Here is a 24307-nt window from a genome sequence, read left to right as displayed (position 1 = left end):
CACTCGGGGTGCGCGCCCCTGCCCGCACGGCGCGGAAGGCACTCGCCCCGTCTAACGGCGCGGGGCGACGGGAGGGTACGGGGCGTGGCCGGAATGGGCCGGGTGCGGCGACCGGGCCGGACGGCTCACGCCTCGTCCAGGGTCCGGGTCACCCGGCTCAACAGGGCGCGCAGCGCGCGCAGTTCCTCCAGGTCCAGGCCGGTGGCGGCGAGCATCCGGCGGGGCACCGGCAGCGCCCGCTCGCGCAGCGCGGTACCGGCGTCGGTGAGATGGACGCCGACCGAGCGTTCGTCCTCCGCGCTGCGCTCGCGGCGCACCAGGCCCGCCGCCTCCAGTCGCTTGAGGAGCGGGGAGAGGGTGCCGGAGTCGAGGCGCAGCCGCTCGCCGATGGACTTGACGGGGAGCGGGCCGTCCTCCCACAGCACCAGCATCACCAGGTACTGCGGATAGGTCAGCCCGAGGTCCTTGAGCGCGTCCCGGTAGACCGCGCCGAACGCGCGCGAGGCGGCGTGCAGCGAGAAGCAGACCTGGTGGTCGAGGCGGAGCAGATCGGCGTCGGAGAGCGGGGAGCCGGAGGGGCTGGGGGAGGCGGCCATGCCCCCAGGTTAGCCGCCGGGGCATTGAATCGTGAGCCATTTAGTTGTGTGCAACTTAGTTGTGTGTCATTGTTCTTTCCGGTGGCCGGGACGCGGCCGCCGGAACCGGAGGGAACCCCATGGACGCGCTCTACACCGCCGCCGCCACCGCCAACGGCCGGGACGGCCGCGCCGTCAGCTCCGACGGCCGGCTCGACCTCGCGCTCGCCATGCCGCCCGCGCTCGGCGGCAGCGGCGAGGGCACCAACCCCGAGCAGCTCTTCGCCGCCGGGTACGCCGCCTGCTTCGCCGGCGCGATGGCGCAGGTCGGACGGCAGCTGAAGGTCGACACCGCGGAGGTGTCGGTCACCGCCGAGGTCTCGATCGGCAAGGACGACACCGGTTTCGGCCTGGCCGTCGTGATGCGCGTCGAGCTGCCGGACGCCCTCGCGGGCGAGCGCGGCCGGGAACTCGTCGAGGCCACCCACCGGTTCTGCCCGTACTCCAAGGCCACCCGCGGCAACATCGACGTCGAGCTGGTCATCGAGTGAGCCCCGGGGGGCGGGCGGCGCCGTCGCCCGCCCCCCGGGATCCGCTACGAAGCGGCCCCGCCCTCCTCCCGGCCCAGATGCCGCCACAGGAAGTCCACCTGATGCCGGAGCAGGTTCGCGAAGAGCGCCGGATCCGTCGGGGCGTGGCCCGTGCCGGGCAGCGGCAGCACCTCGTGCGGGCGTCCGGCGGCCAGCAGCGCCGCGGAGAGCCGCAGCGTGTGCGCGGCGTGGACGTTGTCGTCCGCCAGCCCGTGCATCAGCAGCAGCGGCCGGGTCAGCCGCGACGCCTCCCGCGCCAGGGAGCAGGCGTCGTACCACTCGGGGTGCGTGTCCGGATGGCCGAGGAACCGCTCCCGCCAGTGCGTGTCGTACAGCCGCGGATCGTAGGGGCCCGCGCCCGCGACCGCCGCGTGGAAGAGGTCCGGGCGCCGCACCACCGCCGCCACGGCGAGCATCCCGGAGAACGACCAGCCACGGACCGCGACCCGTCCCGCGTCCAGCTCCGGGAACCGCTCCAGCACTTCCGCGAGCGCCGCCGCCTGGTCCTCCAGCGCCGCCGACACGACATCGCCGTGGACCGCGCGCTCCCAGCCGGGGGAGCGGCCCGGCGTGCCGCGCCCGTCGGTCACGAGCACCGCGAAGCCCTGCTCGGCGAACCACTGCGAGACGAACATCATCGGCGCCTGGTCGTCGGTCACCCGCTGGAGCGCCGGGCCCGCGTACGGATCGACCAGCACCGGCAGCCGCCCGTCGCCCGGCCGGTGCCACGACGGCAGCAGGAGCCGGCTGCGCAGCGCGCGCCCCGTCGTCGCGAGCCGCCGCTCGCGCAGCGCCAGGACGGGCCGCTCGGCGTACGAGGCCACCGGCAGATCCGGGCGCCCGGCCCGCGCCACCACCACGGTGGCGCCGGGCCGGTGCGGCTCCCGGGCGACCCGGACCAGGGTGGGGCCGCCGCGCACGCCGGTGTGCACGCCCGGGGCGGTGGTCAGCGGGCGGGCGCCGGCCTCCGGCCGCCAGGTCCACAGCGCCTGCCCGGTCACGTCCGCGCCCGCGGTGAACAGCACCTCCTCGCCGCTCACTCCGAGCACCTCCCGCACCTGGAGCCCGTCGGGGGTGACGGCCGTGCCGCCGACGGTCAACCGCCGTGTGGAGTCGGCCCCTTCGGTGTCCCGGTGCGCCACCAGCGCGCCGGACGCGGTACGCACCGGGGTGCCCGGCACCAGCGTCACCCAGCACGGATCGCGCTGCTCGGCCAGGAGCGCCGTCCGCCCGTCGGCCGGATCGACCGCATACGTCCGCAGGCCGCGCTGGTCCCGGCTCTGCACCGCGGCGAACGGGCCGTGCGCGTCCCAGCCCGCCGCCGTCAGATACGGGAACCGGGCCCGGTCCCAGGTCACTTCGGTGCGGGCGCCGCCGTCGGCCGGTATCAGCCACAGCGTCACCTCCGCGTTGGCGGTGCCCGCCGCCGGATAGCGCACCGTGCGCGGCGGCCGCTCCGGATGCGCCGGATCGGCGACGTACCACCGGGCGACGGCGCTCTCGTCGACGCGCGCCACCAGCAGACGGGAGCCGTCCGGCGCCCACCAGTAGCCCCGGTCGCGGCCCATCGAGGCGGCCGCCGCGTACTCGGCGACGCCGTAGCGGACATCGGGCCCCTCCGGCGCGGCGATCTCGCGGTCCCCGCTGCCGTCCGCGCCGATCAGCCGCAGCGCGCCGGCCGCGAGATAGGCGATGCGGCGGCCCGCCGGATCGGGCCGCGCATCCGACGGACGCCCGGCGGCGGGCAGCCGGCGCACCCGGCCCGTCGCGACCTCCACCGCCCACAGCGCCCCGCCGCACAGACACGCGGCGAGCGTCACCGCGGCATCGGTGGCGTACGCCGTGACGCCGTCGCCGGGCGGGCCCGCGCCGTACGCCGGGTCGGCCGGGTCGAACAGCAGCCGGGTGCGGCCCGAGGCGGTGTCCAGCGCCCACAGCCGGTGCACCGGATCGTCGCCCGAGGCGCTGCGCAGGAAGAGGACGGTGGCGCCGTCGGGCGAGACGGTGAACCGGTCGGGGGCGCCCAGCGCGAAGCGGCGGGTGCGCAGGAACTGGTGCGGAAGGCTCTCAGGTGGCTGCATGGCGCAAAGAATGGAGCATTCCGGCCCCCGGAGTCCTGCGGTTTTGTCCCGCGGCGAATCGACCGGCCGAGGAAGCGCCGGCGCACACACCGCCGCACCCCGGCCGGCGACGCGCTCCCGGGCGCCCCGGGCACGCCGCGTGCGGCCGACGGCTGACCGTCCCCGCACCCCGCGCCCCGCACGTCCCCGTGCCTCGCCCGATCGGTCCGCGCGGGCGCGACAGGCCCCGCCGGCGCTCCTAGGGTCGGCCGTGTGACCCCGCTGACCAGCTCCGGAGCCCCGCCCCCGCCGGGCCGCCCGCCTCGGGCCGCCCGGCCGGGGCACCGTATCCGCGGGGTGCGGCCGTGACCGCCCCGGCCGGCGTGCCGCGCGACATCGGGCTGCGCATCGAGGGCGGGGTGGCCGAACCGGAGGAGCTGGCGGCGATCACCGTGATCCTCTACGCCCGCCTCGCCGTCGCCGTCAGCGCCGACGGCACCGATTGGGTGGTGCCCCCGGACGAGTCCGAATACCACCGGCACCCGCCGCGCTCCGCCTGCTGGTCCGGCTGCTGGTGCTGCGGCTGACCCGCCGACCCGGAAGATAACCGGCATCCGCTGACGAACCCGCCGCGCCCGGCACCCCGTTCGCCCGTCAACCGGTGAATTCCGGCCGGTGACCGGCAGAATCCCCACCGGGCTCCGTGAGCGCGGCGCCGTACAGCCGGAAGCGGAGCGGGAGGCCGGATCGTGGCGGAGCATCGGATGACGGGCGGGGGCGGGGAGCCGGGGACCTCGGCGGCGGTGGCGCAGGAGCGGCGGCTCCGCCGGGATCTGGGGTTCTGGGGCCTGACCGCGATCGGCTTCTCCAACATCGTCGGCTCCGGCTGGCTCTTCGCCGCCCTCTACGCCGCGCAGACCGCGGGACCGGCCTCCCTGCTCTCCTGGATCGGCGCCGGTCTGCTCTGTGCGCTGGTCGCCCTCGTCATGATCGAACTGGGCGCCTCCCGGCCCGAGGGCGGCGGCACCGTCCGCTGGCCGCTGCACGCCGGCGGCCCGCTCGTCGGCACCCTCGTCGGCTGGTCGGTGCTGCTGTCGGTCGGCGGCACCGCGGCCGAGATCAGCGCCATCATGCAGTACGCCGCGCACTATCTGCCCGACCTCTACAACGGGCGGACGCTCTCCGGCTCCGGTGTGGCGCTGGCCGCCGGGCTCAGCGTGGTGCTGACCGCCCTGAACTGGTTCGCGGTGCGGATGTTCGCCCGGCTCAACAACCTCGTCTCGGTCTTCAAGATCGTGGTCCCGGTGATCACCGTGGCCGCCCTCGTCGCCTCCGGCTGGCACTCCGGCCGCCTCACCGACCACGGCGGCTTCGCCCCGTACGGCTACGCCGCCTGTCTGTCCGCCCTCGCCGGCGGCGGCATCGTCTACTCCGTCAACGGGTTCCAGGCGCCGCTGGACTTCTCCGGCGAGACCCGCAACCCGCGCCGCACCCTGCCCGCCGCGGTCCTCGCCGGCATCGGGCTGGCCGTGCTGATGTACCTCGCGCTCCAGGTGGCGTTCCTCTTCACCGTCCCCGATTCGCTGCTCGGCGGCGGCTGGCACGGCGTCTCCTTCGAATCGCCCTTCGGTCAGCTCGCGCTGATCCTCAATCTGCACTGGCTCTCCAGCCTGCTCTACGCCGACGCCGTCCTGTCGCCCGGCGGCTCCGCGTACGTCGGCGTCGCCCTGGACGCCCGCCACACCTACGCGCTCGCCAAGAACGGCACCATCCCGCGCTACTTCATGAAGGTCGATGCCCGCTCCGGCGTGCCGCGCCGGGCCCTGGTCGTCAACCTCGCCGTGATCGTCCTCTTCCTCCTGCCGATCGGCGGCTGGCAGCAGATCGTGAGCGTGATGGGCGACATGTACCTGCTGATCTATGCCGCGTCGGCGGTGGCCGCCGCCGTCTTCCGCGCCGATCCCGCCACCGTCACCGCCGGCTGGATCCCGGGCCTGCGCTGGCTCGCGCCGCTGAGCTTCGTGGTGGCGAGCGAGTTCGTGTACTGGTCGGGCTGGGAGGCGCTGCGGCTGGCGCTGCCGATGGTCCTCGGCGGGCTGCTGCTCTTCCTCCTCATGCGGCGCCCCGGCACCGCCCCGACCCCCGGCGAACTGCCCCGCCGCCCCCTCATCGCCGAACTGCGCACCGGCGCCTGGCTGGTGTGCTACCTCGTCGCGCTGACCGCCTTGTCCCAGCTCGGCTCCTTCGGCGGCACCGGCCTGCTGCCCGCCCCCTACGACTCCCTCACCGTCGCCGCCTTGGCCCTCGCGCTGTTCTTCTGGGCCGTACGGTCCGGGGTCCGGTACCTGGCGGTCGTTCCGGCGCCGGCTCCCGTGGCGGCGGAGTGACGGAGGGCCGGACGGACGCGGTCTCTCCGGCGCGGGCCGACGGGCCGCCGCGCCCCGGCACCCGGGCGCCCGCACCCCGCCCACCAGGCGAAACCGCCCGCACCGGCCTATCCTGACGGAAGCTTGCGCGTCGGCCCGCCCGGTCGGCGACGGCGACAGGAGGCGGCCCCGACACGCCGCGCGTGCCTCCCGCGGCGGACACGAACCGCACCACGGAGGCGTCCATGTTCCGGCGGCGTCCCGCGCGGGAGCTGAGCGCCGACGATCTGCTGTCGACGCTCGGCCGGCTCACCGCCCAGGCCCGGGCCGGGGCCGAACTCCAGCGCGCCCGGGTCGAACTGGCCGAGGCGCTCCAGCGGGAGATGCTCCCCGCCGCCCTGCCCGGCGTCCCCGGCGTACGGGCCGCCGCCGCGTACGCCCCGGCGCGCAACGGCCTGGACATCGGCGGCGACTGGTACGACGGGTTCCCGCTGCCCGGCGGGCGGCTGGCGTTCTGCATCGGCGACGTGCAGGGCCACGACGTCGAGGCGGCGGCGTTCATGGGGCAGATCAGGATGGGGCTGCGCGCGGTGGCGGGCGGCGGCGCCGACCCGGGCGTGGTCCTCGCCCGCGCCAACGAACTGCTGCTCTCCGTGGACAGCCCGCTCTTCGCCACCTGCACCTTCCTCACCTTCGACCCGGTGACCTGGGAGGTGGTCGCCGCCCGCGCCGGACATCCGCCGGGCGTGTGGGCCACCGCCGACGGCCGGTCCGGCATCGCCGAGGAGACCGGCGGCGCACCGCTGGGCGTGCTGCCCGGCGAAACCTACCCGGTCACATACTGGCGGCTCGCCCCGCGCGGGGCGTTCGCGCTGCTCACCGACGGTGTCGTGGAGGGGCCGTCGTTCCCGATCGAGGCGGGCCTCGCGGAGGCGGCCAGGCGGGTGCGCGACCGCGCCCCGACCGGCGATCCGGCCGATGTCGCCGCGGCGGTGATGGACGTCGCGGAGTTCACCGGCCACACCGACGACGCCGCGGTCGTCGTCCTCTGCTACGACCGGGCGGACCGCGACAACGGGTGAACGGGAGTGCCGCCGTCCGTGGCGGTGACCGTGCGCGCCCCGGACCGTTGCCCGATGCTGGGGTGATGCGCACCGGGAATGTGCCCCCTCTCGCTGCCGACGCCCTGAAGATCCTCGCCCTGGCCGTCGCCTACTTCGCGGGCGCCCGGATCGGTCTGCTGGAGCAGGTGGTGATCGACGGGACGGTGGTCACGCCGATGTGGCTGCCCACCGGTATCGCGCTGAGCTGCCTGCTCGTCTTCGGGCTGCGCACCTGGCCGGGCATCCTGCTCGGCACGTTCCTCGTCATCGCGGGCATCGGCCCGGTGGACGCCGGAATCCTCGGCAATCTCGCCGGCAACACCCTCGCCCCGGTCTGCGCCGCGCTGCTGCTGCGCCGGGCAGGATTCCGTACCGAGCTGGACCGGCTGCGCGACGGGGTGGCGCTGGTGGTGCTCGGCGCGCTGGCCGGGATGCTGGTCAGCGCGACGTTCGGCGCCGGGAACCAGGTGCTCATCGGGCATCTCCCGGCCGCGCAGTTCTGGCCCGCGTGGGCCGCCTGGTGGGCGGGCGACGCGATGGGCGTACTGATCGTCACGCCGCTGCTGCTGGTGGCGTGGCACGCCCGTATGCCGCGGGCGATCCGCCCGGCGCGCGCGGTGGAGGCGGCGGCGCTGCTGCTCGCCGCCGTCGGCGTCGCGCTGCTGTGCACCCGCAGCTCGCTGTCGCTGCTGTTCCTGGTCTTCCCGCTGATCGTGTGGGCGGCGGTGCGGTTCCAGCTGGCCGGTGCCGCGCCCGTCGCGCTGATCGTCTCCGTCCTGGCCATCGCGGCGGCCAACGACCGGGCGGGCCCGTTCGCCGGGCACAGCTTCCTGCTGGTGATGGTCAACCTCCAGGCCCTGAACGGCGCGGCGGCGCTCACCGCGCTGCTGCTCGCCGCGCTCGTCGCCGAGCAGAACGCCGTCCGCGAGAAGATCGAGGACGCCTGCCGGGAGCTGGCCGAGGTGGTGGACCGCCTCGCCCCCGGCGAGGCCGCCCACCGCTGGCCACCGGGCGCGACGGCGGCCCGCCGGCAAAAGCGGGGACGGTGACCGCCGACGTCATCCGGCCGGGACCGGTCCGGGGCGCGCGCCCCCGGCCGGACGCTCCCCGGCCAGATGCTCCGCGGCCGCCGTCGCCAGCGGGCGCACCGCCGGATGCCAGGGGCCCGACCGCGGCCCGCTGAGCACGAGGCGGCGCGCGGCGGGCGGATCCAGCGGCAGCAGCACGAGGTCCGGCCCGATCAGCGGCCGGGACGCCTCCGGCAGCACGGTCACACCGAGCCCCGCCTGCACCATGCCGATCAGCGTGGCGAGGTCACGGACCCGCCGCGCCGGGGCGAAGGGGACGCCCGCCGGGGCGTGGAGGTCCCGCACCCGCTCCTCACAGCCGTCCGGGGAGACCAGGAACGGGTCGTCGGCGAGGTCGGCGAGGGCGAGGCGCGGCTCGTTCGCCAGCGGGTGGTCGCGGGGGAGCAGGGCGCGGTAGCCGTCCGTGGCCAGGGCCAGACCCGGCCCGGGCGGCGGGTCGACGAGGACGGCGGCGTCCGCGGTGCCGCTTTCCAGCCAGTCCGCCAGCTCCCCGCTGTCGCCCTCGAAGACCCGCACCGTGACGCCGGGCAGCTCCGCCCGCCAGTGCCGCAGCAGGTCCGGGAGGAGCCCCCGGCGGACGGTGGGGGTGGCCGCCAGACGGACCGTGCCGCGCAGCGCCCCCTCGCCGTCGGCCGCGATCCGCTCCAGCGCACCGACCGCCGCCAGCGCGGCGCGGGCGTGCGGCAGCGCCCGCCGCCCGAGCACGGTGGGCCGCGCCGGAGCCGCCCGGACCAGGAGCGGACCGCCCAGCTCCCGCTCCAGGGCGGCGACCGCGTGCGAGACCGCCGACTGACTCACCCCCAACTCGTCCGCGGCGGCGCCGAACCCACCCGCCTCCACGACCGCGAGGAAGGCTCTGAGCTGGGGAAAGTTCACGGACATGCGGCGGCCTCATGGAGCGATGACGGGGATGCGTTGGCCTCATGATGCCGGGCCCGGTGAGGCTGGGCGTGCCCGAGGCCCGGTCGTCACGCTCCCCTCGTCGCCCCGCGGCAGACGGGAGTGTGACGACAGCCCGAGGCCGAAACCCGTCCCCTTCCCCCCTCACCGCAAGGAGAAGCCGTGCCGTACTTCCGTGTCACCGTCACCGATCCCGCGCTGCCCACCGACGCGCAACGCGCCCTGGCCGAGGGGCTGACCGCCCTCGCCGTCTCCGTCCTGCGCAAGGACGCCGCGCGCACCCTCGTCCACCTCGACCTCGTCCCGCCCGGCCGCTACCACGTGGCCGGCGCCCCGCTGGCCGACGGCCGGGACGCCTACGTCGAGGGCAATCTGACGCGGGGGACGAACACCGCCGAGGAGCGGGCGGCGTTCGTGGCCGCGGCGGGCGCGCTGCTCGCGGACGTCCTCGGCCCGCTGGCCCGGCGCGGCGTGGCGCTCCACGAACTGGACCCGGACGGCTACGGCTACGGCGGCGAGACGCAACGCGCCCACTACCGCCGCCTCGACCGGTCGTCCGCCACGACGTGAGCGCCCCCGACGGCGCGGTTTTCCGGCGTCCGCCGGAATCATGCGACAGCGATCAGTGATCTGCATCACATGGCGGCGGGTGGCGGAATGTCCGTGCCATTTGCCCGCCGGGTAGTCAATTCGCCTCCCTCTCCCGATAGTTGAAAGTGCGTCCCAGGTCGGCGGGGTGGTGGCGTCTTTCCTGGTCCGGCCCGGGGGCGGATGCCGGGTCGGACGAGGGCGGCCTCTCCGTGTCACCGGATGATCGCTTTCCGTATTTCCTTCCGCACCGCATTGCACGTTTGCCCACCCCCGTCGGAAATCCTGCGGAGGAGGACAGCGAACTCTCCGGCGCCCGCCGCACCACCGCGGCGGGCGCCGGGCGGAAGGAGGGCACGGACGTGACTTTCAACGATGCGCTCGCCCCGCTGGTGCTGCTCACCGCGGTGCGTGTCTTCGCCCCGGACATGCGCCGTCTGACGCGGCGTGCACTGCGGGACTGTTTCCCGACTTACCTGACGTAACGTCAGGTCTGGTGGATACCTGGGCTGCAGGGTGGTCAGACCGGCTGCGGCCATCAAGGTGAGCAGGTGCATGCGGGCTTCGACGGCGTCGACGGGCCAGGTGGCGCGGGCCCGGCCCATCACCAGTGCCGGCGTTCCCGGCGGCCTCTTGGTGCGGGCGAGGAAGTCGGTGACGGTGTTCGTGCCGCGGGCGTGGCTGTGGGGACGGAAGGTAGCGGGCCTGGCCGGGGCGGGAGGCCCAAGCTGTGGCCTCGGTGAGGGAGTGGGCCCACGCCTTGCGGCACAGCACTACACGGGCGCGCTGTCCGCGGACACGTGGATCCCGGTGGGAGTCAATCACCTCGCGGCGCTGGGAACGGCCATCCAACGGGCCGGGGCGGGCCTCCGGCTTCGTACCGCTGCCACTTGTGCCGGACCGTTCGCGCTGACGCCCCGCGACGCTCTGGACCGTGAGTTCGTCGGCCTTGGCCGCCTCCCGCTCCGCCAGTGGTTCCGCGCCGGATCGAAGCCGGGACACGGCCGTGCGTCCGGCAGGGCATCGGGCGGCAGGCCGGCGAGCACTTCGACGATGTGCGGAGCCATCACCGGGCCTGCGCGGCGGCCTCTCCTGACGGGGCACCCGACGCTGTGCGTGGCAGGTGCCGCTGCTCGAGCACGCTGAAGCCGTCGCTGAGCAACAGCACTGCCACATCCACCTGCCGTACGTCGCCGAACGCATCCGACAGCGTGAGCAGGCGCCCGTACAACTCGGTGACAGTGCACGCCTGCCCGTCGAACCGGCCCCGGTCTCCCATGGCCAGCCGGCAGGGCCACACTGCGCTCCTCCCCTCTCCGATCGTCCGCACCTGGCCGGGCCGAACGGCGCCGAGCCGGCTCATGTGCGTTCACGCCGTCCACGAACCGGACCGCCACCGCTCATCCCCGCCCAGGGGGCACCTGACGTGGGCTCACCCGATGGTATAAATTCGAAGTCGAATCGAATTCGGTATCCGGATCTGGCGGCGTGTGCCCACAGCGGGCCGGTGAGGGGCGGCGGAGCAGTGGCCGATCTCTGCACGGGCCGTCAGGTTGACCCATATCGGGAGTTGGGTGGAATGGACGCAGCACAGCACGTACACGAGGAAGTCCGCGACGTCGTAGTCATCGGCGCAGGCATGGCGGGGCTGATGGCGGCCACCACCCTTTCCGGTGAAGCCGACGTCCTCGTACTTGAATCGGCGGATCGGCCCGGGGGGCGCGTCGAGACGGTCCGGCAGGGCGATTACTGGATCAATGTCGGCACCCAGTTCACCGAGGGGACCGGGCCGTTGATCGATGCTCTCGAACACCACGGCGTCGAGAGGGGATCGCTGGCCGGCAAGAGCATGGCGCTGGTCCTCAACGGGCGACTGGTCGACATGTCCGACCCGATCGCGCTCATGTTCCGCACGCGGATGAGTTTCATGGACCGGCTCGGCATGGCGAGTGTCGGCGCCCGCGTTCTGTCTGCGGCCCCGTTCCTGGAGTCCCGCAGTGCTCTGGCGAAGAAGGTGCGGGCCAAGCTCGACCGGCGCCTCGCCTCCTACCTCCTGCGTGGCGTTCGCTCCGAAGTCGCCGAGGCCGTGGTGCGTTCGTGGTCGGGGCAGTGGATGGGGTGCGAGCCCGAAGAGACGGCCGCGACCCAGTTGGTGACATCGATCGGGCTCGCCCTGACGGACCCGGCCAAGGTGCCGAATTTCACCTTGCCGGTCGGCGGCAATCAGACGTTGACCGACATACTCTCCGCCGATCTGGGCGAACGCCTCCGGCTCGAATCGGCCGTCCGGTCCGTGGAGCGGAGCGGAGACGGGGTCGTCGTGAACTACGTGCGGGCGGGCCGCGACCTTCGGGTGCGCGCCAAGCGTGCCGTCGTCGCGGTTCCGAGCGATGTCGCGCTGCGGATCCTTCCGGAACTCCCGCAGGCGTATCGCGAGGCATTCGATGACATTCGCTACGGACGGTATGTGATCGTCGGCTTCTTCACCGACGAGGAGGGGCCCCAGCCTTGGGACAAGTTCTTCGGTGTTTCCACTCCGCAGCTTTCATTCCAGGCGATTTTCAACCACGCTGCGGCCGTTCGTAACGGCGGTGCCCGGAAGCCGGGTGGTGCACTGGCCTGCTTCGCCGGCGGCGCCATGGCCGACCGGTTGTTCGAGCTGCCCGACGAAGAGATCGCCGCTCGGTTCGCCAAGGATCTGCTCTCGGTCTACCCGCAGCTCGAAGGCAAGCTGGGGGAGGGAATTGTGCGACGCCACCACCGTGTGGTGCCCTTCTGGATGCCGGGCGGGCGTGCATCGTTGCCGACCCTGCGGAACCCTCTCGGGCCGGTCCATCTGGCAGGCGACTACCAACTCGACATGCCTTCGCTCGCTGATGCGGCGACGTCGGGTGAGCGGGCGGCGAAGGCGGTTCTCGCGAGCCTGGAGTGATGACGCCGAACGCGTGCCCGGCTCGATCTTCCGGTCACCTGCTCCTGTGAGTGTTCATGGTTGCTGCTCTCGTTCTCCTGTCACTGTTGTTCGTGTGGTCCTTGGTATCCGAACGGCCTGCCCACTGGAGTATCACCGCGCCCATCGCGTTCGCCGTGGCCGGAGTTGCGCTGACTGATGGTGACCGCCCGGCCCCGTCGCTCGACATGGAGACGCACACCTTCCAGACGGGCGTCGAACTCGTCCTCGCGGTGACCATGCCGTCGATGCGGCGGCTTCCCCGTGCGGGCCATCCGGTGGAGCGCTACGTTGGAAAGGCGGGGCGAATAGGGGTCTTGCGGCGGGGTGGCCGGGCATGGCCTGGCGCCGGTGCCATCGGGCGTGGCCAGGGCGGTAATGCTCACCGTTTATCTGCGCCCCTCGGAGTGCAAGCCCGGGGTGGAACGCGAGGCACTCAGTCGGCGGACCCGGCGGACCCGGCGGACCCGGCAGGGGTGAGCGGGTGGAAGGAGTCTGCCCATGCGTATCGTCGTGGACCTGAATCGTTGTCAAGGATACGCGCAGTGCGTGTTCCTGGCCCACGAGGTCTTCAGGCTGAGGGGCGAAGAAGCGCTGTCCTACGAGCCCAACCCCGACGGCGCGCGGCGCCTCCAGGTGAGGCGAGCCGCCGCGGCCTGCCCGGTGCAGGCGATCGTGATCGAGCGCCTGGAGGGTACGGACCGGGGCGCGGCGCCATGACCATGGAGGCAACGCTCAAGGAGCTGGTGCACGGCTTCAAGGCGAACGGCCGGATCGTCATCGTGGGCGCCTCCCTGGCGGGGCTGCGGGCCGCCGAAGCCCTGCGTGCGGAAGGTTTCCGAGGGTCGTTGACCCTCATCGGGGACGAGGCGCATGAGCCCTACGACCGGCCTCCGCTGTCCAAGCAGGTGCTCAAGGGCTGGGTGCCGGCCGACCACACCAAGCTGCCCCGCCTGCGGGATGTGGACGCGGACTGGCGGCTCGGGGTGGCCGCCACCCGGCTGGACCGGGCCAACATGCGGGTGAGCCTGGCCAACGGCGAACAGATCCCCTTCGACCGGCTGCTGATCGCCACCGGCACCCGCGCGCGACAGTGGCCCAAACCGGACGAGGCAGCCCTGGAAGGGGTGTTCACGCTGCGCTCGTGTGACGACGCCGCGCGGCTGCGGCAGGCGCTGGCCGCGGGGCCGTCGCGGGTTCTCGTCATCGGCGCCGGGTTCATCGGCTCGGAGATGGCGTCCGTCTGCCGGGAGCTCGACATCCCGGTGACGGTCGCCGAGCGGGGCCCGGCACCGCTGGTCGGCGCGCTCGGCGGGGTGATCGGCGCCATCGCCGCGAAGACGCAGCGTGACCACGGCGTGGACCTGCGCTGCGGGGTGGGCGTCTCGTCGCTGGAGGGCGACGCGGGCGGGCACGTGCGGCGCGCCCGGCTCTCGGACGGGACCACCGTCGAGGCCGACGTGGTGCTGGCCTCGCTGGGGGCGATCCGCAACGTGGAATGGCTGGACGGCTCGGGGCTGGCGGCCGGCTTCTGGGGCGTCGGGTGCGACGCGGGCGGTCGCGTCTTCGACATCAATGGCGTGGCGACCGACAGCTGCTACGTGGTGGGGGACATCGCCCGGGCACCCCACGTGCTCTACGAGTACGAGTTCCTCGCGATGGAGCACTGGGACAACGCCGTCCTCGGTGCCCAGGTCGTGGCCCACAACATGCTGAGCCTTGAGCCCGACTACTACCCGCATCTGCTGGTCCCGAGCTTCTGGTCCGGCCAGTTCGGCGTCAACATCAAGTCCGTCGGGGTGCCGCCCTTCGGCGACGAGATCGCCTTCACACAGGGATCCGTCACCGAGCGCCGCTTCGTCGCCGCGTACGGCCGCCGGGGGCGCATCGTCGCCGCTGTCGCCTTCGATCAGGGCAAATGGCTGGAGCACTACGCGCGGTTGATCGAGCGGTCGGCTCCGTTCCCGCCCCCGTCGGCGGGCTGGGACCTGCCCGACGACATGCAGCCGATGCCGGCCGAGTTCCCGGAACCGGGCGTGCCGACCGCGATGCCCGAGGTCGTCCTGACCGGTCACGACCCGACCGAGCGGAAGGCCGAGTTCCGCCCTCGGGTCCGTTGACGCATCTCCGGATCACGCATGCCACCGGACGGCGCAACAGGAGGAGAGGAACACCGTGGTTGAGGAAACCCCCTGGCAGCAGGCCCTGCGCTATGCCAACCGCGCCGATCCGTATCCCTTCTACAAGGAACTGAGGAAGACGCCGGTGTCGCGGCAGCCCGACGGTTCCTACGTGGTCAGCACCTACCGGGAGATCGTCTCGCTCCTCCACGACACCCGCATCAGCTCGGATCCCACGAAGTGCCCCCAGCTGGCCTCGATGATGGAGGGGAGCGGTGAGCCGGCCGTGGAGAGCGAGTTCATGGTGCCGGACATCATCTCCTCGGATCCGCCCGAACACGACCGGTACCGACGCCTGATGACGCGGCACTTCTACGGCCCGTCCGACGCACCCGACTGGATCTCCCGCCTGGAGCCCGAGATCCGCCGCATCGTCGACGACCTCCTGGACGGGCTGCGGGGCAAGACCCGCATCGATGTCGTCGACGACTTCGCCTACCCCCTGCCCGTGACCTTGATCTGCGAGGTCCTGGGCGTGCCGAGGGAATACGAAGCGCGCTTCCACACCTGGATCGAATCGGCCCTGGACTCCTTCGACCTCGGCCCCGAGGCGAGTTCTGAGGAGGCGGAGAGCCGGAAGAAGGAGGGTGACGAGAGCTACAGGGAGTTCCAGCGGCTCGTGTCCGGGCTGATCGACCGGTACGCCGAGGAGCCCGGCCCCGGCATGCTCTCGGCGATGGTGCACGACGACAGCCCGGACGGCCCCATGCCCAAGAGCGCCCTGGTCAGCAATGCCATGCTCCTGCTCTTCGCCGGGCACGAGACCACCGTCAATCTGATCGCCCACAGCGTGCTCACCCTGCTCAGGCACCCCGACGCGCTGGAGAAGCTGCGCCGCCGGCCCGAGTTGATCGTCCCCGGGGTCGAGGAACTGCTGCGCTACGAATCCTCCGTCCAGTTCTGGTTCACCCGCTCCGCCCTCGAGGACATCGAGATCGCGGGCACCACCATCCCGAAGGGCGCGCCGGTCTTCCTGGCCTACGGTGCGGCGAACCGCGACCCGCAACGGTTCACCGACCCCGACGAGGTCGACCTCGAACGCCCCGACAACCAGCACCTCGGCTACAGCCAGGGCGTCCACTTCTGCTTCGGCGCTCCGCTCGCCCGCCTGGAGGTCCAGATCGCGGTCGACGAGTTCGTCCGCCGCGTGGAGAACCCCCGGCTGGTCGCCGACCCGCCGCCGTACCGCCGCAACCAGGTCTTCCGCGGTCCGCGCCACCTCCTCGTCGACATCGGCGGGATCCGCGGCTGACCCGGCTCGCGTAAAGCGGGAGGGCGGGGGTCAGTGGGCGGCGCCGAGTTCGATGCACATGACGCCGGCGACGATGAGACCGATGCCCATGCCCATGATTTTGGTGAGGGGTTCGCGGAACAGGATGCGGGCGGCGAGCGCTGCCAGAGCGATGCCGCTGGCGGCCCAGATGCCGTAGGCGGCGCCGAGCGGCATCCCGTTCTGCAGGGCGAGGGTCAAGAAGGTGAAGGCCAGCACGTATCCGGTGCAGACGGCTGTGTACCACTTCTTGGTACCGCCTTGTGAGGCCATCCGCAGCGACAGCGTGCCGGAGAGTCCGGACAGGATCCCGCAGGCGAGGAAGATCCAGTTCATCGCGCCGCCCCTTCCACACGGGTCTGGCGGGCCTGTGCGGCCTGGAGCCCGAGCTCCACGCAGAGGACACCGGCGATGACCAGGGCGATGCCCACGCCCATCGTCGCGTTCAGCGGATCGCCGAAGACGACGCCGGCCGTGAGGGCGGTCAGGGCGACGCCGCAGGAGCCCCAGATGCCGTAGGCGACGCCCAGGCCCATGCCCGAGCGCAGGACGCGGGAGAGGGAGTAGAAGGAGCCGACGTAGCCGACGGCGACGAGGGGGTACCAGACGGGGTGGTCCAGGGCGGCGCGCAGGGACAGGGTGGCGGTGACTTCGAGCAGGATCGCCGCGGCGAGCAGCAGCCACTTCCTCATCGGGATGCCTCGTCCTTCAGGAGTGTTTCGGCGACGGCCAGCAGTTCACCGCGGTCCCGGTCCGGGACGGGGAAGACGCCCGTGGCGGCGGCGGCCCAGTAGGCGTCGGCGAGCAGCCGTGCGGCGGTGAGCCGGGCGCGGGCCGGTCCCGGGAGGGAGTCGGGCAGGGTGAGCCAGGGATCGAGACGGCCGACCCAGGTTTCGGTGAGGGCCTGGCGGTACAGGGCGTTGGAGAAGACCGCGAAGTCGGCGCGGTCGAACTGTTCGCTCAGGGCCACCTCGACGTAGGCACGGATCCGCTGGTGCGGCGAGGCCGCCTCGGGCGCCTGCCCGAGACGGTCCAGCAGCAATGCCTCCCACCGCCCGGCGACGTGGTCGACGACGGCGAGTACCAGGGCTTCCTTCGTCGGGAAGTGGTACATCAGCCCCGGCTTGGACAGCCCCACCTGCTTGGCAGCCGCCTCCAGAGTGATCGTCGCTCCCTCTTCGGCGCGGAGCAGTTCGAGAGCGCCGTCCAGAATGCGGCGCTTTGTATTACTTTTCACGCCGCTACTTTACCATCCGGAAGGTAAAGTGGCGGCGTGGTGGGGCGTAGCACCGAGCCGGCCCCGGGGATCGCGCCATGCGAGGCCGCCGGGCCGGTCGGCCTCCCCGCGGCAGCGGCTTGACGAACCGTCGGCTCAACAAGAGAGACATGTGCACCATGGGATACACAGCAGCCGAGTACGGCGAGGTCAGCGTGCTCGTGGGCGCCGGGCGAGGCGCCTATCCGAACAGCAACTCCCTGCTCATACACGGCACTTCGGCGTCACTGGTTGTCGATCCCTCCCTGTCACTGGTGGAGGGGGCGCCACCCGCGGACGTGGTCCTCGTCAGCCATGCGCACGAGGACCACATCGCCGGTCTCGGGAGCTACGACGTACCGGTCCACGTCCACGAAGGTGACCTGTCCGCGTTGCGCTCACGCGATGTCATGGTCGCCGGCTACGGCATGCCGCCCGAGGCGGCCGAGGGCATCGAGGCGATGCTGAGGGATGACTTTCACGTCCGGGACCGCCCCGACGCTCAAGGATTCGAGGACGGCTCGGTCTTCGACCTGGGCGGGCGCCGGGTCACCGTGGTGCATCTGCCCGGACACACGGCAGGGCACTGCGGCTTTCTGATCGAGCCGGACGGGTTCTTGTTCGTCGCGGACATCGACCTGACGTCGTTCGGTCCGTACTACGGGGACGTCGGCAGCAATCTCGTGGACTTCGAGGCATCGATGCGCCGGTGCCGGGAGATCGACGCTCGCTGGTATGGCACGTCCCACCAGAAGGGCGTGATCGAGGGGGCCACGGAGTTCCGCAAGCGGCTTGACGACTACATGGGGGTGGTGGAGAGGAGGGACGCGGAACTCCTGACGCTGCTCGCGGAGCCGAGGACCGTCGCGGAGATCGTCGAGCACCGGCTCGTGTACCGGCCGCACGTCACGGGCCCGCACGTGGAACCGGTCGAGCGGCGGACCGCCGCCCGGCATCTGGCCCGGCTGATCGAGAACGGGCTGGTCACGGAGGTCGAGCCGGGCCGCTTCCGTACGACGCGGTGACGTTTCACAGAGGCATGAGGCTTCACTCGTGCGGCCCGACGGGGGCGCCGGTGGGGGCAGGCGGTGAGCACGCTGGTGCCACGGACCGGGCTGAGGAGAACACGACATGATGGAGCGCCGCACAGGCGGGGCGCGCCGGGCGGAAAGCGGCGGGGGCGCCGTCGCGCGGCTGCTCGCGCGTCTTGCCGTCCTCGCGGCGGCCGGCACGGTGGTCGTGCTGATGCTCGCCCGTGGGCAGGGCGGATTGCTGATCCTCGGGGCCGGCTTCCTGGGGCTGGTCGTCTGTCTTCCGGACGCCTTCCTCGGCGGCATGCGCGAACGCACCGGGGGAGTGATGGACCCCGGAAAGTATGTACTCGGTCTGCGCGAAGCGCTCCTCGCATCGGATGCGAAGGTCTTCGAGCAAACCACCGTCCAGGCGGTGGAGCCCACCAGGTCGGGCCTCATCGTCACCGTGCCGGAGGGCCACGTCCGCGCCGAGCGGGTCGTCCTCGCCACCAACGCCCACTCGCAGCAACTCGCCATCGCCCCCCCAGCGGCTGGCGGTGCCCGTCTGGGTCAGCATGGTCGAGAAGACGGTGCCGGGCGCCGTGGGAGCGCGCAAGCCGGACGTGGCGATCGAGCGGGCGTGGGGCGGATGGATCGCCATGACACCGTCGTGGTTGCCGGTCGCCGGCGAGGCGACGCGGCACGTCTCCTACCTCATCGCCTGCAACGGCCATGGCCTCGCCCAGCCTCAGACTCGCTCCCACCAGCCCAAGGCCAAGACGAATCCCTTCTTCGCCGCGCATGCCGGTTTGTGCCCTCTGCAGGCGAAGAAGACGGAGGAAAGCGTCGCCAGGCCGGCCGTGAATCCGATGACGGCCACCCCGATCCGCTAGGAAAGAAGGAACCCGAAGAGCAGGGCGGGGACGAGCATCATCAGGCAGCCGGTGATTCCCTCGCGCAGGACTCGGGCCCAGCTTGCCTTCCGCCACTTCCGGGCCTTCGCGGAATGCCCCTGGAGGTCTATGTGCCGAGTGGTCCCGCAGGCTTTCGACTGCATCGGACGGGCCTCCTTCGTGTGCGCGCGGGGCGGCCGTCGGCCCCTCGCCGGTCCATCGTCGGTCCGCTGCCCGGGCAGATGCCGACGCTGCTCTCGATGCTAACCTAAACTCGATTCGAATTCGATAAATGTTGCCGGTGTGGGCACCGACCGGATTCCCGCTGCGCGGAGGGTTCTCGGGGGATTCCGACGCCTGCGCCAGCGGCCTTTGTCACCCAACAGGCGTAGCGGGTAACCCATAGGAAAGGAATCCGGCTTGAACGGCGAAGGCCCCGAAACGGGTAAGGCGAAGGAGCGGTGGAAGGTGAAGGGCGTCGCACTGCGGGTGCTCTTCTACGTCTTCTTCGGATACGCGTTCCTCTATGTGATCGGAACGCTGGGCGCACAGGCCCAGAAATAGGCCGGGAAATAGTCGGCACACGTGAGTGGGAGGGCGCGTGGCGCAGGCTACGTGCCGCCGGTCTCGCCCGTCAGCGCCGACGGCACGAACACCCGGTAGCCCCGCACCGGGTCGTATCCGTGGATCTCCTTGGTGTCCAGGGCGTCCATGAAGTCGAGGATGTCTTTGCTGAACTCCTGGCCCGGGACCAGGATCGGGAAGCCGGGCGGGTACGGGGTGACGAAGATGGCCGACACGACCGGCAGACCGGCGTTGACCCGGCGTCGCGCCTCGTCGGCCGACACGAACTCGCACAGTTCTTCCCGGTACGCCATGTAGTAGGCCCTGCGCATGTCCCCGTCGGCCGTGACGCCGGTGGGGTCGGCGCGGAACGTGGCGTGGAATCGCGAGAAGTCCGGCAAGGGCGGGTGGTCATGGGTGAGCTCACCGGCCCGCAGATCGAAGGCGCGCTTCTGTTCGGGTGTCATATGGCCGTTCGCGGCCTCCAGCTCCTCCGCGATCCCGATCAGCGCCCTCAGCAGGTGGGCGACGGCGGTGCGGGTCGTGCCGATGTTCGTCATCGCAAGGACCGTGTTGCGCGTGGTCTTGTTGACCTGGATGCCCCAGCGGTCCATCAGTTGCACGCGCTTGAACGTGTCGCCGTCGATGCCTGTTGCCGAGATCTCGATGGTCACCCGGCACGGGTCGAGAACGAACTCGTCGATGCCCCATGCCTCTTCCATCGCCACGGGCCCCGCGCGAACGGGGCACTCGGTGCCCCACGGCCGGTACTCGTCAGGGATCAGGTCACTGCTGGAGAGCACGTGGAAGTACTTGGCGAGGAGGGGGTGTTCCGCGATCCGGTCACGGAGTGTCATGGCCAGTTCGACCTGTCGCAGGACCAGCTCGAAGCCTTCCAGCTCGACCTGGCGTCGGCCGACGTCGAGGGACGCCAGCACCTGATAGTTCGGAGAGGTCGAGGTGTGGGTCATGTATGCCTCGTGGAACGCCTCCTCACTCCGTCGCACGAAGTCGTCGTCATATACGTGGATCATCGATCCCTGACGCAGTGAGGTCAGGGTCTTGTGCGTCGACTGCGTGGCGTATGCGCGAATCCGCACCTTGTCCGGGTCCGGGAGCAGCGGCTCGTGGACCAGCTCGTCGTCCGTCATGCCCCGGATCCGCTCCAGGTGCTGCTCGTACTCCCTCCGGTACTCCGCCGTACCGAAGCGTCCGGTCAGCCGGGCCGCGGCCGCCATGGCGGTGCGCCGCCGGTAGACCGGGTGGAAGCGGGCGAACGCGAACCATGCCTCGTCCCACAGGAACACCAGGTCGGGCTTGATGGCGAGACACTCGGTCATCACTCGTTCCACGTCGTACACGACGCCGTCGAACGTGCAGTTGGTGAGCGAGATCAAGGCGACCTGGTCGAGTCTGCCCTCGTCCCGGTACGTCAGCAAGGTCCGCTTGATGTCGGCCAGCGGGATCGCGCCGTACAGGGAATACGCGTCGATCGAGTAGCTGTCGAGGTAGGCGACGTTCGAACCGGCCATCACCTGAGCGTAGTGATGAGACTTGTGGCAGTTGCGGTCCACCAGGACGACATCGCCCGGGGCCACGAGGGCCTGAGTGACGATCTTGTTCGCGGTGGAGGTCCCGTTGGTCACGAAGTAGGTCCGCCGCGCACCGAAGGCGCGTGCGGCCAGGTCCTGCGCCTCCTTGATCGCGCCTTGTGGTTCGAGGAGTGAGTCCAGCCCACCGGCAGTCGCCGATGTCTCGGCCAGGAAGATGTTGAGCCCGTAGAAGTCGCACATGTCGTGGATCCACGGCGAACGGACCACTGAATTCCCGCGCGACACCGGCATCGCGTGGAACACCCCGGCCGGCTTCCGGGCGTAGTCGAGAAGAGCGGAATAGAAGGGCGTCCGGTATCGCTGGGCGATCCCGCGCAGGATCGTCAGGTGCAGATCCAAGACGTCCTCCTGCTGTAGGAAGATCGAGTCGAACTCCCGCCCGACCTGTGTCACGAGCTGTTCGATCGAGGCTTGCTCGATCAGGTAGAGGTCCACCTCCGGCCGTACCTCGCGTACCTGCCGGGCCAGCGCACGGGCTCGCTCCGCCGCGGTGAAGTAGTCGAGATCCGGAATTCCGGCCGGGGGTACGAGCTGGTGCAGCAAGGCCAGGTCGGCTGCCGAACGGTTGCGGAAGTCGGGCCTGACGACGACTGCCTGGATCGACGGGTTGACGAGGATCGCCACCGCCGCGTCGACGAAGCTGGGCACCGCGACGATGTCGTAGACGAACGCGTCCTCGCGACGGCGCAACGCGCTCAGCTCACGGACGATCTTCGCCTCCTCCGCCTCGGAGAGATCGGCGACCACCAGCACGTCGAACCGGGGGCGCCCGTCTTGGGCGGGGTGCGTCGCGCCGGTGCTCCTGTCCGCCGTCCCCGTCACGGCAGCCGCCGAGATCGTCACGTCGCCGATCAGGCTGCGGCCGATCCGCTCCGCCGTCCGGCTCAGTTCGAGGTACGACTCGGATGCCTGCCCGCGCAGCGTTTCGGTCACCTGCCGCCCGGGGTGGCTGAAGTAGGAGGCGAGTACCTCGACGTCCGAGAGAGTCCGGTCGAGGACCGTCTCCGCCTCTGCTCGCTCGGCGGCGCCGAGGTCGGGCGTCGCGAGCCTGCGGGCAATGTCCGCGATCGACCACCACAGATCGGTCTGCAGCTGCGCGACGCTGTTGTAGGCGGAGACTCCCCGCCCGGCCCCCTCATGGCCGGTTCCTTGCGCTGCAGGTCCAGCGGATGCCGTCGGCGGTTCCATGAACATGAGCTCCCAGGTCTCGGGGCCTACAGGGCGATGCTAAGTTCGCCCCCCTGCGGCCGCACCCCGGTCGTCCGGCTGCCGGCCGGGGCGGGCCCTGCCGTGCCCGTGACCGGCAGGACACTTACGAGAACGCAACGGCGCGCCGCCGGCCTGACCGTCGTGCAAGCCGCCGCTCCGGTGAACCCGATCGAACGGGCCCTCGTGTCACCGTGCCGAGTCGGCTGGGGCGGTCGGCACGTCGGGCCGGGGGTTACGTGCGAACCGGCGTGCGGCGGGCTCCAGCGTGACTCCGTGCAGGAGGACGCTGAGCAGGACGGTCGCGCAGGTCACGTTGACGACGAAGGCCGCGTCGTCGCCTGCGAGCTGGGTGTAGGCGAGGACGGCGAAGACGATGGACGTGACGCCGCGCGAGCCGAGCCAGCCGACGGCGAAGCGTTCGGCCCAGCTGAAGCGCGTGCCGGTGAGCCCGGCGACCACGGGCACGACCCGGGCGACGGTGAGGGCGAGCAACGCGTAGCCGAAGACCGCGAGGTCGATTCCCTCGGCGAATTCCTTCGCGATCAGCCCGCCGAAGGTGAACCAGACCGCCAGGGCCATCAGATGGCTCGCGTCGTAGACGAGATCCAGGTTGTTGTCGCCGACGGCGTACGCCGTACGGGCGTAGCACAGGCCGGCCACGAACGCCGCGACGAAGCCGTTGCCGCCGATCAGTACGGAAGCCGCGTAGGCGAGGAACGGCAGGGCCAGGCTCGCCATGCGCAACTCGTCGGGCGTTGCCCAGCCGCCCGCCAGACATCGCCGCACCAGCCAGGCGGCCAGGAGTCCGAGGGCTCCGCCGGCCAGAACCGCGTACCCGGCGCCCTTGAGGGCGTTCACGAGGAGATCGGTGAACGTATCTCCCTCGGCCGTGACGAGATTGGCCACGCAGAAGACGAAGAGGGGGGAGATCAACCCGTCGTTGAAGCCTCCCTCGATGTTCAGCGCCGCCCGCACCCGCAGGGGAACCCGTTCGTCCCTGAGGAACATGAGGACCGGGGCGAGGTCGATGGGCATCACGCAGAGCGCGGCCACGGTGAGGAGCCACCAGTTCGTGCCGGGGAAGAGCAGGGCGCCGAAGAGTACGGCGAGGATGATGGAGCCCGGCAGGGCCAGGCCCAGCAGTCGGCCTCCTCCCACCGTCCTGCCCAGCCGTTCGTACCCGATGGCCTCGGTGGCGTCCGTGAACAGCATCACGGCCAGCACGAGTTCGATGATCCTCTGGAAGGTGTGCGTGTTCATGTCGAGCGACAGGGCAGGGTGTTCACCGCTGGTGAGGACGGTTCCGGCGACCGCGAAGGCGATGGGCGCCGTGATGCTCCACCGGGCGAGCCGCGCTGATACCAGGGACCAGACGAACAGCAGTGACAGGAGGACGAGGACAGCAGCCATAGGAACTCACCGGAGCAGAAGAGTGATGAATAGGGCTTTAGGGGCATCCTCGCAAACCGTGATTCCGGTGTTCGCTCCCACGCGGGTGTGATCGTTCGGCACCCGCCGCCCGTGCTCCGCTCATCCTCCGCTCGTCCTCGGACCGCGCGCCGTATCTGTCACACGGCAAGCCGTCTCTGTCACACGGGCAAGGGAGCCCCCGGGCGGCCAGGTGCCGGCCGGGAGCTCCCTGCCGCGCAACGGTCAGAAACACACCGCTGTCAGTCGTCGCCGCTGCCGACCACGGCGACCGCCCGTATCTCCACCACCAGTTCGGGGAGCGCCAGTTGGGTCACGCCGACCGCGGTCCACGAGGGATACAGCTTGGGGAGGTACTCGTCCTTCACCCGGCCGAACACCTCCATGTCCCCTCGGAGGTCGGTGTGGAAGGTCGACAGGTCGACGATGTCGGCCAGGCTTGCTCCCGCGCCCCGGAGGGCGGACTGCACGCCTTCGAACGCGAGCCGGGTCTGGGCCTCCACGCCTTCGGCGGGTGCCAGAGTGACGTTGTCGACCCCGACCTGTCCCGACACCCAGACCATGTCCCCGACGCGGGTCGCCTGCGCGAAGTGCAGCGTGTCGTAGATGGCCTGGGTGGGGGGCGGATTGATCGGTTGACGCTTCATGTCGTGGGCACGCAT

At 71.5% G+C, this 24307-nt stretch carries 24 protein-coding genes and 1 pseudogene; 14 read left to right on the top strand and 11 right to left on the bottom strand.

Features of this window, described 5'->3' with window-relative positions:
• Positions 1 to 125: 125 nt before the first annotated feature.
• Complete coding sequence (locus tag ABT345_RS31410) at positions 126 to 596, bottom strand: MarR family winged helix-turn-helix transcriptional regulator (RefSeq protein ID WP_345081032.1); 471 nt, start codon at positions 594 to 596, stop codon at positions 126 to 128.
• Positions 597 to 715: 119 nt separating this feature from the next.
• Here ABT345_RS31410 and ABT345_RS31405 point away from each other — a divergent pair, with 119 nt between their 5' ends.
• Positions 716 to 1126: an organic hydroperoxide resistance protein gene (locus ABT345_RS31405; RefSeq protein WP_345081029.1), complete on the top strand. Its 411-nt coding sequence runs from the start codon at positions 716 to 718 to the stop codon at positions 1124 to 1126.
• 44 nt (positions 1127 to 1170) lie between these two features.
• On the opposite strand, the gene ABT345_RS31400 is transcribed toward ABT345_RS31405, so the two are convergent.
• Positions 1171 to 3246 (bottom strand): S9 family peptidase, encoded by a 2076-nt coding sequence (locus tag ABT345_RS31400; protein WP_345081026.1) that lies wholly within the window; start codon positions 3244 to 3246, stop codon positions 1171 to 1173.
• A 344-nt stretch (positions 3247 to 3590) separates the two neighbouring features.
• On the opposite strand from ABT345_RS31400, the gene ABT345_RS31395 reads away from it, so the two are divergent.
• The 4 genes from ABT345_RS31395 (at position 3591) to ABT345_RS31380 (ending at position 7743) form a co-directional block, all read left to right on the top strand.
• A complete protein-coding gene (locus tag ABT345_RS31395) occupies positions 3591 to 3812 on the top strand; it encodes an acyl-CoA carboxylase subunit epsilon (RefSeq protein ID WP_345081023.1) in 222 nt (73 codons plus the stop codon).
• A gap of 177 nt (positions 3813 to 3989) precedes the next feature.
• Complete coding sequence (locus ABT345_RS31390; protein ID WP_345082483.1) at positions 3990 to 5612, top strand: APC family permease; 1623 nt, start codon at positions 3990 to 3992, stop codon at positions 5610 to 5612.
• A 224-nt stretch (positions 5613 to 5836) separates the two neighbouring features.
• Positions 5837 to 6673, top strand: a complete 837-nt coding sequence (locus ABT345_RS31385) for a PP2C family protein-serine/threonine phosphatase (protein ID WP_345081020.1) — start codon at positions 5837 to 5839, stop codon at positions 6671 to 6673.
• A 65-nt stretch (positions 6674 to 6738) separates the two neighbouring features.
• Positions 6739 to 7743, top strand: a complete 1005-nt coding sequence (locus tag ABT345_RS31380; RefSeq protein WP_345081017.1) for an MASE1 domain-containing protein — start codon at positions 6739 to 6741, stop codon at positions 7741 to 7743.
• A 9-nt stretch (positions 7744 to 7752) separates the two neighbouring features.
• Here the strand turns inward: ABT345_RS31380 and ABT345_RS31375 are convergent, their stop codons facing one another.
• Positions 7753 to 8664: a LysR family transcriptional regulator gene (locus ABT345_RS31375; protein ID WP_345081013.1), complete on the bottom strand. Its 912-nt coding sequence runs from the start codon at positions 8662 to 8664 to the stop codon at positions 7753 to 7755.
• 180 nt (positions 8665 to 8844) lie between these two features.
• Here ABT345_RS31375 and ABT345_RS31370 point away from each other — a divergent pair, with 180 nt between their 5' ends.
• Positions 8845 to 9252 carry a tautomerase family protein gene (locus ABT345_RS31370; protein ID WP_345081010.1) on the top strand — a complete coding sequence of 136 codons (408 nt, stop codon included), beginning with the start codon at positions 8845 to 8847 and terminating at the stop codon, positions 9250 to 9252.
• A 380-nt stretch (positions 9253 to 9632) separates the two neighbouring features.
• The gene (locus tag ABT345_RS31365) at positions 9633 to 9755 is read left to right on the top strand and encodes a hypothetical protein (RefSeq protein WP_345081007.1); all 123 of its coding nucleotides are present in this window, start codon (positions 9633 to 9635) and stop codon (positions 9753 to 9755) included.
• A gap of 581 nt (positions 9756 to 10336) precedes the next feature.
• Here ABT345_RS31365 and ABT345_RS31360 read toward each other — a convergent pair.
• On the bottom strand, positions 10337 to 10633 hold the full coding sequence (locus ABT345_RS31360) for a hypothetical protein (protein WP_345081004.1): 297 nt from the start codon (positions 10631 to 10633) through the stop codon (positions 10337 to 10339).
• Between the two features lie 216 nt (positions 10634 to 10849).
• Here ABT345_RS31360 and ABT345_RS31355 point away from each other — a divergent pair, with 216 nt between their 5' ends.
• The 4 genes from ABT345_RS31355 (at position 10850) to ABT345_RS31340 (ending at position 15652) form a co-directional block, all read left to right on the top strand.
• Positions 10850 to 12202, top strand: coding sequence for a flavin monoamine oxidase family protein (locus ABT345_RS31355; RefSeq protein ID WP_345081001.1), 1353 nt, complete (start codon positions 10850 to 10852; stop codon positions 12200 to 12202).
• Between the two features lie 519 nt (positions 12203 to 12721).
• Complete coding sequence (locus ABT345_RS31350; protein ID WP_345080998.1) at positions 12722 to 12940, top strand: ferredoxin; 219 nt, start codon at positions 12722 to 12724, stop codon at positions 12938 to 12940.
• Positions 12937 to 14340, top strand: a complete 1404-nt coding sequence (locus ABT345_RS31345) for an NAD(P)/FAD-dependent oxidoreductase (RefSeq protein WP_345080995.1) — start codon at positions 12937 to 12939, stop codon at positions 14338 to 14340. The genes ABT345_RS31350 and ABT345_RS31345 overlap by 4 nt, the downstream gene beginning before the upstream one ends.
• Positions 14341 to 14395: 55 nt before the next feature.
• Positions 14396 to 15652, top strand: coding sequence for a cytochrome P450 (locus ABT345_RS31340; protein WP_345080992.1), 1257 nt, complete (start codon positions 14396 to 14398; stop codon positions 15650 to 15652).
• Between the two features lie 30 nt (positions 15653 to 15682).
• Here the strand turns inward: ABT345_RS31340 and ABT345_RS31335 are convergent, their stop codons facing one another.
• Genes ABT345_RS31335 through ABT345_RS31325 form a run of 3 tightly spaced genes read right to left on the bottom strand, consistent with a single transcriptional unit; the run spans position 15683 to position 16907 of the window.
• Positions 15683 to 16006: a DMT family transporter gene (locus ABT345_RS31335; protein WP_345080989.1), complete on the bottom strand. Its 324-nt coding sequence runs from the start codon at positions 16004 to 16006 to the stop codon at positions 15683 to 15685.
• Positions 16003 to 16362, bottom strand: coding sequence for a DMT family transporter (locus ABT345_RS31330; RefSeq protein ID WP_345080986.1), 360 nt, complete (start codon positions 16360 to 16362; stop codon positions 16003 to 16005). The genes ABT345_RS31335 and ABT345_RS31330 overlap by 4 nt, the downstream gene beginning before the upstream one ends.
• Complete coding sequence (locus ABT345_RS31325; protein WP_345080983.1) at positions 16359 to 16907, bottom strand: TetR/AcrR family transcriptional regulator; 549 nt, start codon at positions 16905 to 16907, stop codon at positions 16359 to 16361. The genes ABT345_RS31330 and ABT345_RS31325 overlap by 4 nt, the downstream gene beginning before the upstream one ends.
• Before the next feature lie 158 nt (positions 16908 to 17065).
• On the opposite strand from ABT345_RS31325, the gene ABT345_RS31320 reads away from it, so the two are divergent.
• Both ABT345_RS31320 and ABT345_RS31315 read left to right on the top strand, forming a co-directional pair.
• Positions 17066 to 17950: an MBL fold metallo-hydrolase gene (locus tag ABT345_RS31320; protein WP_345080980.1), complete on the top strand. Its 885-nt coding sequence runs from the start codon at positions 17066 to 17068 to the stop codon at positions 17948 to 17950.
• Between the two features lie 106 nt (positions 17951 to 18056).
• Positions 18057 to 18755, top strand: a pseudogene (locus ABT345_RS31315) (FAD-dependent oxidoreductase); the annotation flags it as partial.
• A gap of 72 nt (positions 18756 to 18827) precedes the next feature.
• Here the strand turns inward: ABT345_RS31315 and ABT345_RS31310 are convergent.
• On the bottom strand, positions 18828 to 18995 hold the full coding sequence (locus tag ABT345_RS31310) for a hypothetical protein (RefSeq protein ID WP_345080971.1): 168 nt from the start codon (positions 18993 to 18995) through the stop codon (positions 18828 to 18830).
• A 256-nt stretch (positions 18996 to 19251) separates the two neighbouring features.
• Here ABT345_RS31310 and ABT345_RS31305 point away from each other — a divergent pair, with 256 nt between their 5' ends.
• Entirely contained in the window at positions 19252 to 19395 is a 144-nt protein-coding gene (locus ABT345_RS31305; protein ID WP_345080969.1) for a hypothetical protein, read from the top strand.
• Between the two features lie 47 nt (positions 19396 to 19442).
• Here the strand turns inward: ABT345_RS31305 and ABT345_RS31300 are convergent, their stop codons facing one another.
• The 3 genes from ABT345_RS31300 to ABT345_RS31290 all read right to left on the bottom strand — a co-directional run bounded on the left by ABT345_RS31300 (position 19443) and on the right by ABT345_RS31290 (position 24307).
• On the bottom strand, positions 19443 to 22196 hold the full coding sequence (locus ABT345_RS31300; RefSeq protein ID WP_345080966.1) for an aminotransferase class I/II-fold pyridoxal phosphate-dependent enzyme: 2754 nt from the start codon (positions 22194 to 22196) through the stop codon (positions 19443 to 19445).
• A gap of 207 nt (positions 22197 to 22403) precedes the next feature.
• Positions 22404 to 23627: a cation:proton antiporter domain-containing protein gene (locus ABT345_RS31295; RefSeq protein ID WP_345080964.1), complete on the bottom strand. Its 1224-nt coding sequence runs from the start codon at positions 23625 to 23627 to the stop codon at positions 22404 to 22406.
• A 260-nt stretch (positions 23628 to 23887) separates the two neighbouring features.
• A complete protein-coding gene (locus tag ABT345_RS31290; RefSeq protein WP_345080962.1) occupies positions 23888 to 24307 on the bottom strand; it encodes a RidA family protein in 420 nt (139 codons plus the stop codon).

The organism is Streptomyces sp. NPDC000404, from assembly GCF_040300365.1.
In the GTDB taxonomy this organism is placed as follows: Bacteria; Actinomycetota; Actinomycetes; order Streptomycetales; family Streptomycetaceae; genus Streptomyces; species Streptomyces ramulosus.
This window is presented reverse-complemented; position numbering and strand designations above follow the sequence as displayed.